General features: G+C 37.8%; 9 protein-coding genes. 1 reads left to right on the top strand and 8 read right to left on the bottom strand.

Annotated features, from left to right (window positions below):
* From EA341_RS15515 to EA341_RS15495, 5 genes are all read right to left on the bottom strand, one after another.
* The coding region (locus tag EA341_RS15515; RefSeq protein ID WP_293016079.1) for a nucleotide sugar dehydrogenase at positions 1-778 on the bottom strand (778 nt) is incomplete at its 3' end.
* A gap of 296 nt (positions 779-1,074) precedes the next feature.
* The gene (gene rfbA / locus EA341_RS15510) at positions 1,075-1,947 is read right to left on the bottom strand and encodes a glucose-1-phosphate thymidylyltransferase RfbA (RefSeq protein ID WP_293016078.1); all 873 of its coding nucleotides are present in this window, start codon (positions 1,945-1,947) and stop codon (positions 1,075-1,077) included.
* 111 nt (positions 1,948-2,058) lie between these two features.
* A complete protein-coding gene (locus EA341_RS15505; RefSeq protein ID WP_293016077.1) occupies positions 2,059-3,450 on the bottom strand; it encodes a UDP-glucose 6-dehydrogenase in 1,392 nt (463 codons plus the stop codon).
* A 96-nt stretch (positions 3,451-3,546) separates the two neighbouring features.
* Positions 3,547-4,335 (bottom strand): glycosyltransferase, encoded by a 789-nt coding sequence (locus EA341_RS15500; RefSeq protein ID WP_293016076.1) that lies wholly within the window; start codon positions 4,333-4,335, stop codon positions 3,547-3,549.
* 126 nt (positions 4,336-4,461) lie between these two features.
* On the bottom strand, positions 4,462-6,087 hold the full coding sequence (locus EA341_RS15495) for a capsule assembly Wzi family protein (protein ID WP_293016075.1): 1,626 nt from the start codon (positions 6,085-6,087) through the stop codon (positions 4,462-4,464).
* 60 nt (positions 6,088-6,147) lie between these two features.
* Here EA341_RS15495 and EA341_RS15490 point away from each other — a divergent pair, with 60 nt between their 5' ends.
* Positions 6,148-7,494 carry a pectate lyase gene (locus EA341_RS15490; protein ID WP_293016074.1) on the top strand — a complete coding sequence of 449 codons (1,347 nt, stop codon included), beginning with the start codon at positions 6,148-6,150 and terminating at the stop codon, positions 7,492-7,494.
* Here EA341_RS15490 and EA341_RS15485 read toward each other — a convergent pair whose 3' ends face one another.
* From EA341_RS15485 to EA341_RS15475, 3 genes are all read right to left on the bottom strand, one after another.
* Positions 7,495-8,781 carry a hypothetical protein gene (locus tag EA341_RS15485; protein WP_293016073.1) on the bottom strand — a complete coding sequence of 429 codons (1,287 nt, stop codon included), beginning with the start codon at positions 8,779-8,781 and terminating at the stop codon, positions 7,495-7,497. It lies immediately after the preceding gene.
* Complete coding sequence (locus EA341_RS15480) at positions 8,748-9,857, bottom strand: glycosyltransferase family 4 protein (protein WP_293016072.1); 1,110 nt, start codon at positions 9,855-9,857, stop codon at positions 8,748-8,750. The genes EA341_RS15485 and EA341_RS15480 overlap by 34 nt, the downstream gene beginning before the upstream one ends.
* Positions 9,844-10,970 (bottom strand): hypothetical protein (locus EA341_RS15475; protein WP_293016071.1); only part of this gene is annotated, 1,127 nt, incomplete at its 5' end. The genes EA341_RS15480 and EA341_RS15475, both read right to left, overlap by 14 nt.

Raw genomic sequence — 10,970 nt, 5'->3', positions numbered from 1 at the left:
TGAATTTCAGGAAATTCCATTTGGTTCCAGCTGCTTCCAAAACTTCGTGCGTATCAATGCCAAGGAGATTGAAGATTTTTGAAAGTTCATTGACAAATGCAATATTAATATCCCTTTGGGAGTTTTCAATTACTTTAGCGGCCTCTGCCACTTTTATTGATGAGGCTTTATGCGTACCGGCAGTTATTACAGTCTTATATAAATCATCTACGTAGTCTGCTACTTCAGGCGTACTCCCTGAAGTTACTTTCAGAATTTTAGCAACTGTGTGTTCTTTATCCCCTGGATTGATTCTTTCAGGCGAATACCCAGCGAAAAAATCTTCATTAAATCTTAATCCTGAAAATTTTTCCAAAACAGGCACACACTCTTCTTCTGTTACTCCAGGATACACTGTCGACTCATAAATTACCACATCACCTTTTTTAAGCATTTTCCCAATAGTCTCCGAGGCTTTGAGCATAGGAGTAAGTACGGGTTTATTGTGCTTATCTGTAGGTGTAGGAACAGTTACTATATAAATATTGGCATCAGACATTGATTCGGGGTCATCCGATGGCAAAAGCCCATTTCCTTCCAATGAATTTACAAGTACGGCTTGTAAAAGATCATCCTCGACCTCCAGCGTTTTATCTACTCCTTTTATCAATTCTTTTACCCTATTCGAGTCAATATCAAAACCAATGGTCTTAAATTTTTTACCGAATTCAACAGCTAACGGTAGACCAACATACCCAAGCCCAATAACGGCTATTTTTGACTTTTCTAGTGGTTTCATACTCTTGTTCATATGTAGTGATATTTACAGCTTCGCTCTTTCAGTCCCATTAGGAAAACTTAGCTTTTGAAGATTTGACAGACATAAAATTCCCAATCACTTTTCAGCAAAATTCTAGATAAATATTAAAAGACGAATGGGGGAATTGTATCAACAATGGGTATTATTTATTCAAATTAAATTGAATCGGAAAATTACTTGATTTCATGAACCCAACAAAACAAATTACCTATTTCAACAGATAATCGGTAGCAATCTCAAAATATCAGAGATTGATAGCACCATCCTGTTTATTTTTATTTTATCTTTTTTTTGAGGTATTGACCATATTCAGTTTTTAAAAGAGGCTCCGCTAGTACCATCAACTCCTCAGCTGATATATATCCCATGTCAAAAGCTATCTCCTCTAAACATGCTACTTTTAGACCTTGTCTTTTTTCTATGGTTTGAATAAAATTTGAAGCCTCCAACATCGATTCATGGGTTCCTGTATCCAACCAGGCATACCCCCTTCCCATCAATTCTACCTTTAGTTCTCCTTTGGATAAATATTCTTGGTTTACGGTGGTTATCTCCAACTCTCCCCTTTTACTTGGTTTGATAGATTTGGCCACATCAACAACTGAATTCGGGTAAAAATATAAACCAACAACAGCATAATTACTTTTAGGGATCTTTGGTTTTTCTTCTATGGAAAGTGCGTTCCCTTCAATGTCAAAGTCCACTACACCATATCTTTGAGGATCCTGAACATAATACCCAAAAACGGTTGCATTGCTTTCCGTTTCAACTGACCTTACTGCGTTTTTCAAAAGTTGAGTAAAGCCATGCCCATAAAAAATGTTATCTCCTAAGACCAAACAAACATCATCGTTACCAATAAATTTCTCACCAATAATAAAGGCCTGTGCCAAACCGTCGGGGCTTGGTTGTTCTTCATAAGACAAGCTTAAACCGATTTCAGAACCATCTCCAAACAGTTTTTTAAAGTTAGGCAAATCTTCTGGAGTACTAATAATTAGAATTTCCCTAATCCCTGCTAGCATCAACACACTCAAAGGATAATAAATCATTGGTTTATCGTAGATTGCCAATAATTGTTTGGAAGTACCTTTAGTGATGGGATAAAGTCTGGTGCCGGAACCGCCAGCCAAAATGATGCCTTTCATTGATCTTTTGATTTTAGATGATCTCTATTCGAATATATGTAAAAAGTAAGCGAGTGTCAATTCATAAATAAGCCCATGCGCTAGGCATGGGCAATGAAATTTCTAAATGTTTTACTTTCCAATTGCACTTACTCTAAACCCAAGCTTTTTAAGTTCTTGGTGGGGTAGAATATTTCTTCCATCAAAAAGTTGAGCAGGTTGAAGCATGGCGTTGTATATTTTTTCCCAGTCATAAGAAACAAACTCATCCCATTCTGTAAGAATGGCAACTGCATGAGAATCCATACAAGCTTCATAAGGATCATTTACAACTTTAACGTATTTTCTGTTTTCCTCAGGTGACCGTGTATTCAAATAATCCAAGTCAGCATAAATTTTCTCTGCACTTACTTTGGGGTCATAAACACAAATCTGAGCCTGTTCATTCAAAAGGTGATCTGCAACATAAATCGCGGCTGACTCTCTTGTGTCATTTGTATCTTTTTTGAAAGCCCAGCCTAGGAAAGTAATCTTCTTACCATTTACTGTATTGTAAAGAGACTTTATAATATTCTTTGCAAAGCGGGCTTTCTGGTGGTCATTCATTTTGATGACCTGCTCCCAATAATCTGCAACTTCATGAAGACCATAACTTCTACTTATATAGACCATATTCAGGATATCCTTCTGAAAACAAGAACCTCCAAAGCCTACGGAAGCTTTGAGGAATTTAGATCCTATCCTACTGTCTGCTCCTATAGCGCGTGCTACTTCCGAAACATCAGCTTCTGTAACTTCGCAGAGTTCGGAAATAGCATTGATAGATGATACCCTTTGCGCTAAAAACGCGTTGGCTGTCAATTTTGATAATTCCGAAGACCACACATTTGTAGTAAGGATTCTTTCTTTGGGAACCCAAGTTGCATATATTTCAACTAAAGCATCAATTGCCTCTTTTCCTTCAGGAGTTGTATCCCCACCTATTAAGACTCTATCAGGGTCAAGAAGATCTTCTACTGCTGTTCCCTCTGCCAAAAATTCAGGATTGGAAAGGATTTGGAATCTAAGACCATTTCCAGTGTTGTCTAAAATATCCTTTACTGCTTGAGCAGTTCTGACAGGAAGAGTCGATTTTTCGACAACTATTTTATCTTTTTCTGAAGCTGCTGCTATCTGCCTTGCACATAGCTCCACCCATTTCAAATCAGCTGCCATACCCTTACCTTCACCATAGGTTTTTGTAGGTGTATTGACAGAAATAAAAATCATTTCGGCTTCTTTTATAGCTTTATTCACATCAGTTGAAAAAAACAAATTTCTACCTCTTGCCTCTGCAACCACCTTATCCAATCCAGGTTCGTAGACAGGTAGTTTATCAAGATCTTCACCATTCCAGGCGTCTATTCTTGCCTGATTGATATCTACTACGGTAACTTTAATTTCTGGACATTTTTGTGCAATCACTGCCATGGTAGGTCCACCAACATAACCTGCTCCTATGCAGCATATTTTAGATACTTTCATTTTGGAATTTTAATTTTGATCTATAAAAAACTCTAAACTGTAGAGCAAAAATTTATTTCAATAATTTGATGACAATATTAATAAAAGGTATTCAGATTACCTCAATACGTGTTGATAAAAGTAACGTCTCAGAAAATTGGGGAGAATCCTGACACTACCCCTAACAAAATAGTTTCTGAAAAACTCTATTTCTGAAATGAAACCAATTCTAAGGAAATCTTTTTGAACCTCAATTTCATTCTTAAAATATTCCATTCCCCCTCTCCTTCCAAACAATTCATTGTCTGCACGCATGAAAAGGAGTACTGTAGGGATATTGGCAATTTTAAATCCTGAATTAAGTAACCTACCCCATAAGTGATAGTCTTGTTGAAACCTGAAATTATCATAACTGCCCACAAAAAGAATGTCATCCTTCCTGTACATAACTGTAGGATGATTAAGTGGACATCTTTTCTTAGCGAACTTAAATAACGCTTCTGGTTCTGATGGAAGTGTTCTATAGGTATTAATATTGTCTACTTCTGCTGAAAATTCCGCAATCCAGCTTCCTACTACTGAAATCTGGGGATTGTTGTAGAGGTATTGGAACTGTAACTCAAATCTCTTTGGATGAGAAATATCATCTGCATCCATTCTAGCTACTATTTCTTCAGAACAAGCCTCAAGGCCCAATTTAAGGGAGTATCCTAATCCTAGATTTTCTTTATTTACAATCCTTTTGATAGGTAATGTATTCTCCCATTTATTTACTACTCTTTCAAGTTCAACGGTAATCTCACCATCCTGAATCAAAATAATCTCGGAAGCCTGAAGGGTTTGGTTTTTTAAACTTTCGAGTGCCTCATTTAAGAAAATTGGATTGTCCTTTTTGTAAAAAGACATTAAGCAAGAAAATTTATTCATAATGTAAAGCTATGATTAATAGAGGAAAATCGGAAAAACTACTGATAAATGTTTAGAGCTATGACGTTAGTCAATGCAAAAACGCTACATGATGTAAGTATATTTTTATCTTTTTTGAAAAAGATAGATGAAATGGACCTGAGAATAAACAGAAAACAGGTTAAAACCTTTACTAAAAGCTTCCTGCCTATCATCAGACAACTGCCATTGGTAATTATTGGCATTGATCAATTGAACTTTTGAACCTAAGATGAAATTCTCCCATTTTTGGTCCCATAAAAAGCCTAAGCTAAGATCGATCCATGGCTTGATTTTTTGTTGTTGACCAAAAGCCCTGTAATAGAAATCCTGATGATTTTCCAACCTCTCAAGAACAATGCCCCTTTTATTGAATCCCTCTACAAAAGCTATTTCAAGAGTTTGAACATTAGACCCAACTCCGATCCCTACACCTAGAGGTTGACCCTGATTCGTAAAACCTCTTGCACGACCATGGGTATGCCAAGTCTGATTCCCCCTCAATCCTGGATACCGGATATACCTATTGACAGATTCCTGTTGATGTACAAGTTCCCCCCTTAGCTGTAGGTTATATTTTGGATGAGCGATTTCTACCAGTTTATTGAAGCCAAATAAATATGCTCTTGCATGCTCTGGATTTAGTATTGCTTCTCTCCAGTTAAAAGCGTGGTCTCTTCTCCCATATTCAAAATAAAATTCTGCTTTTGCTTTCTGAATTAAAAATTTACCAAAAAGAACAATTTGTTGATCTCTCCCTTCTTCATCCCTATCAAAGCCAAAATTCACTTTTTGTACTGCGTTAAATACTGGGAAAATATCACGTATTGATCCATCCATAAACTGGCTATATTGTTGGTTTGTCCTGATAAAACCTAAATGTAAACCTCTAATCCATTTTGGATTATAAGAAAACAACAATGAATTCATGTATTTCCAGTCCCCTGAAAATTCTCTGAAAAAAGCACTGTTCAAGTTCTCTGATTGAGAGGGATGAATACCGGAATCATCAATTCTACCTGAAAGTATATTGAATTCAAAGTTTCCAATTGGAGTCTTTATAGGCTCCTTAGTTTGCAGTTTCACATGATAAAAACCTTGCGCATTGTTACTGTATGAAAGCGAATTAAACTGACCTGGCCCCCACCAGATATTCTCTGTGGACACTCCTAGCGCCAACTTCCAAACATTGACTGCAATAGAAGACTGGCCCCACCATGCCTTTAACACATTCCCAGTTCCAAATCTTTCTGGAAAATCACCATTATTCCAATAAAAAAAACGTTCTCTGGTAATTCTTTCATTGAATTGATCCGGAAAACCATCAAAAGCTTTATTTTGGTTAATTAGAAATTCTGGAGCAAACTGGAAACTAAATCTTTTGGAATTAAAACCTACTCCGATGTTTTGGTATAATTGAAAACCGACACTTGGTTGTGCTATACCTAAACCCCAGCCATAAGGCCTATTGCTATTGTGAATTATCTTGGTTACCATTGGAGAAACTGAAAAACCATCTTTTGTCAGTAACCAATTCTGACTTGAGTCTTGATTGGTTGAAAAATTATTTAAAGATTGCAAAGATACAGGTCTGTTAATCAAAGAAAACTTGGGATCAATATTTGACTTTAACTGTTCTCTCCTGATATATTCATTTACAACAGGTAAATTTTGGGTTATACCTTGGCCCAATACTTGATCGATGGAGAGCATAAAACAAATGAGCAAGCAAAAATTTCGAATTATTTTACCCATTGCATAAATACCCTTATAATGAAGAGATTGTTTTTTTTAGCACTAATTCTACAGATATCATTTACGAATATCAATGGCCAAACAGACCAAAGACCCATCGCTTTTCCAACTGCTGATGGTTTTGGTAAATATACCACGGGAGGACGGGGAGGCAAGGTCTTTACTGTAACTAATTTGAATGACAATGGAAAAGGAAGTTTAAGAGAAGCCCTAGAAGCATCTGGAAAAAGGACGGTGGTATTTGCAGTTGCAGGGAATATTGAACTGGATAGAAGAATTGTAATTACTAAAGGAAATTTGACCATTGCAGGCCAAACTGCTCCTGGAGATGGCATTACTATTCAAAATCATCCCGTAATTGTAAGGGCCAATAACATCATCATTCGGTATATAAGAGTTCGTCTTGGGGATCTTAGTAAAAGGGAATATGATGCAATGTCCGGTACAAAAGCAAAAAACATCATCTTAGATCATTGCTCTATCAGTTGGGGCAATGATGAAGTTGCCTCTTTTTATGATAATCAGGACTTCACCATGCAATGGTGTATGATTACCGAGGCCTTGCACAATTCTTATCATGCTTCAGGCCCTCACGGCTACGGAGGGATATTCGGTGGAAGAAGAGCAAGTTTTCACCATAATCTTATCGCGCATCACTTTGCCAGATTACCCAGATTCAATGGATCCAGATATCACAAAAAACCCAAAGAGGAAATTGTTGATTTCCGGAACAATGTTATCTACAACTGGGTCAACTTCACCATGCATGGAGGTGAAGAGGGCAACCATAATATTGTCAACAATTACTTCAAACACGGTCCTGCAACCCAGGAAGAGCATAAATACAGAATTCTAAGAGTTTTGGAACCGAAGGGCAAATTCTATATTGACGGAAACTTCATTTTTGGTGCCCAAGATGCCACTAGAGACAATTGGATGGGAGGCAATTGGGAAGGTCCTGTTCGGGGAGAAAATGTCAGAAATGCTAGAGCGACCTCATCATTTCCGTTTGAAATTCGAAGGACCCAAACAGCCCAGGAAGCCTTTGAAGATGTACTGAAATACAGCGGAGCAAGCTATTGTAGAGATGAAATAGACAACCGAATCATATTTGAAGTCAGGGAGGGGACTGCAACCTATGGAAATAATGGAATTATCGATTCTCAAACTGATGTGGGTGGCTGGCCATTACTTACAAGCGAATCTCCACGCAAGGACTCCGATGGAGATGGTATCCCTGATGATTGGGAACTGGCCAATGGCCTTGACCCCAATAATCCGAACGATGGGGCAGCAATTGCAGAAAACTCATTCTATACCAATCTTGAAATTTACCTCAATAGTCTTGTTGTTCATATTCCTTAATCACTTTTGAGTCAGGTCAATCCAATGTTGATTCCTTTTCCCAGAATGTACTGAGTCAAAATATACCTTGGTTCCTGTGTAATTAAATCGAGGATGGAGATCACAGCGCGTTTCTCCGTAATAACTCATAGGCTCTATAAACTCTCCGAGCTTGGAGATTTGCTGATTTCCAAGATCAATCTGAAATAGCTCCTTCAGCCGGGATTTATTGGGATAAGTATCAAAGACCACCAGGTTTTCCAAATGTGCATTTGGATGGCCATCGCCAAATCGGTCTTTCAGGATATCTATGGTTTTTATTTCACCTGAGTGGACATCGACAAGATAATAATTATCGCCAGCTGTGTCATCATCCCTCATGTATACCATCAACTGAATTGGATTTAGCCAATAGTAATGACTTACCATTTCATCCTTGTTAAGCAACTTCAACTTTTTGTTTACTAAATCATAGACAAATAGCCTGTCAATTCTTTTACCCTCTACATAATACCTGTGCAAAAACACAAATTTTCCTTCGTCGGGACTAATCATGATATGATTAAATTTTTGGTCAGCAAAAGAAACTCCATTTTCATTACCTCCCGTTGAAATGGGATACTCCTGATTGATCCTTTTCAAACTTAAAATCAGTTCCCATTTATCATCAAAATTTGTAGACATATAAATACCTTCTTCAGGATTTGAATGGTCCAAAGAGATATCATGACACCTATACCCGTAATCCGGCCTTAAGTTGTGTAGCTTTTCAAAACTTAAGCTTAAAGCAAACCCTGCGCATGAATCATAAATTGGCTTTGATAACTTCAACTCCTCCGCTTCGGCCTTCTCATTTAAGAAAACTACCATGGCGCCATAACCTTCGTCTGCCCTGAAAACATTATATACAAAGGTATTTTCTTTGATCCAATGCAGCCTTGCTCCCTGTTGCCAGTTATAGGCTTGGGTCTTTTGCTTATAAACGGTCTGTCCATTGTCAATCCGAATGCAAACCACCTCTATCGGCTCTGAACCTGATGGAATGTTTTGGGTATTCCTCTGACTCAAGTGATAAAGCAGGTATTTACCGCAGGGACTTTCAGGAGACTTGTCGTAGTACCCGAAAAATGTTTCACCATGAGGGGTGACCACAGACTTTATCTCGTAATCAGAACGAAATACATATCTCGGCTTATAGATTAAATAATTAACCCATTGGTATGTTTTTTTCAAAAACTGTTTGGCTCCCGGAAAAGCCGAGAGGTATTTTGCAATTATCCTTTCTTTCTGTGAGTATCTTGCGGCCATTTTTTTAGGTATAATTCCTGATATTTCTTAGACATCTGTGTTGCCGAAAATTTGGAAGAAACCAAATCACGCCCCTGCCCGAGGAAAGAATCTCTATTTTTAAGAAATTCCAATATCTTTTCTTTTAGCGCTTCCGGCTTAAACGCATTAAAAATGAGTTTTTCATAAATACTTTTTTCCACGATTTCCCGATGGGGCTCAATGTCGGATAAGATGACGGGTAAGTCGCAGGATAGAGCTTCCAATACAGCATTGGGAAGTCCCTCTGCTGAGGAGGCTGAAATAAAACAGTCTGCTTGTATTAAAAGATCGTTTACTTGATTGCTGTTTCCCAAAAAGGAAATGTTTTCATTTTCACTAAGATGTTTCAGCATATCCAATTCAGGTCCCTCCCCCACAACTAATAAATGAAACCTGGGCCCAAGCAGATTAAATGCTTCTACAATTGTTTTTGTGTTCTTTCTTGAAATCAGACTCCCTACAGTAACGAAAAGACCGGCTTCTTTTATCCCATTATTCTCGTGGTATCTTCTTTTTGTTGGAGTATATAAATCCAGATCGACTCCATTTTGGATCACTTCGCTTGTTATGCCTACCTGACTGAGTTGATTAAAGATGCTTTGGGAACAGGAAACCACAGCCAGTTTTTTAAAATATCCCAATTGCTTTTTAGCCATCAGACCTCCTTTGAATTTTCCAAACTTTTTTACGTAGTCTTCTGGCGGGAAATTTCTGGAAGTGGTCAGTCGAAAATACTTTTCATCAAAAGTTGCATTGTATGCATCGGCCCGTATACCCATTGATTGAATAACTGAGGGCTGATAGACCTCCAAGTACTTTTTCAATATTTTTTTATTCTTTAAAAGACCGGAAAACCTACCGGTTCCCAAGGTCTCGACAGGAATTCCCGATTTCTCAAATTCAACTTGCATGGAGTTTTCCGGTTCTTTGGAAAGTGTCAGGACTTTAGCTTCAAACATATTGCTATCCAGATTTTTAATCAGATACAACAGTTGGTTGGTAGGTCCTTTTCTTTCCAGTGTGGAAACCAGGTAAAGAATTTTAATTTTTTGCATTTTTCAAATGATGAGATTCGGCCATCCAAAGACCAAACAAAAGAAAGAATATAACAAAAGGAGAACGCATTGGATTCAATACCACCATGGTAAAGCCAAGATACATCACAATGGCCAATACTAGAAAATTACCCCAGTTGGTTCTATCCCAGAATATATTGAGCGATTTAATCAAGGTCCCCAACAGAAAAATCACCAAAGCCAAAACAAAGGGCCACTTTCCTTGGGCGTAATAGGTAAGGTATCCTGAGTCCACCAAACCTACTTTATTTACCGCATTTACCAGTGTACCGAATTCAAAGGATTCCAATGCTTGAAACACTTTAGGCCATATCCTTTCAGTACGATGTGAAAAAGACCTATCCGTACTTGCACCACCTTCAATCAAGCGCGTAAACCTTCCGAAAAGTACATCAAGACCAACATAATGGTCAATGATAAAATAACCCAGTATACCTATAAGTAAAAAGATAATTACACTTATCAACTTCCCTCTATTTGGGATAAATATCCAGCCCATTGCCAATATCAAAAGTGCGGTGATCACTCCTGCCCTTGAGGTGGTCAGTACAACGGTCAAAAAACTCAATAAAACAAATATCCCGTCCCATGTCTTTTTTTTTCCAATGTAACTGGCAAGGAAATAGCTCATTGCCAAAATGGCAAATACAGAAAGCCCCGTGGTGTTCACAAAAAAACCTGAGGCTCTGATACCATCTACAACCCTGAAATGGGAATCTACAGCAAAGGGCTCTAAATGTTTTGTTATCAAAAATGAGTAAGGAAGTAACCTAACCCTTACCCCTATTTGTACAACTCCATAAATAATATTCAATACAATGCTGTACCGCAAAACAGTATTCAAAAAGCCATCCAATCGATCTACCCTAATCGGTTCTGACAACAAAATATAGAGGTAAAATGGCAACCAGATCAAAGCCATACGTAAGGTATTGCCAATGGCTCCCAAACCATCATAGCCAACCAATAAGCCCAATATCGGATATGCCAATTCGAATAATACGAAAATCAAAACAAAAGAATTGAGCACGGGATAATGATGTATGGCGTTTCTTTGAAATAGCAGGATAATGGCAAGCCCAATGATAGGAA

This window comes from Mongoliibacter sp. (assembly GCF_007692705.1).
In the GTDB taxonomy this organism is placed as follows: Bacteria; Bacteroidota; Bacteroidia; order Cytophagales; family Cyclobacteriaceae; genus Mongoliibacter.
This window is presented reverse-complemented; position numbering and strand designations above follow the sequence as displayed.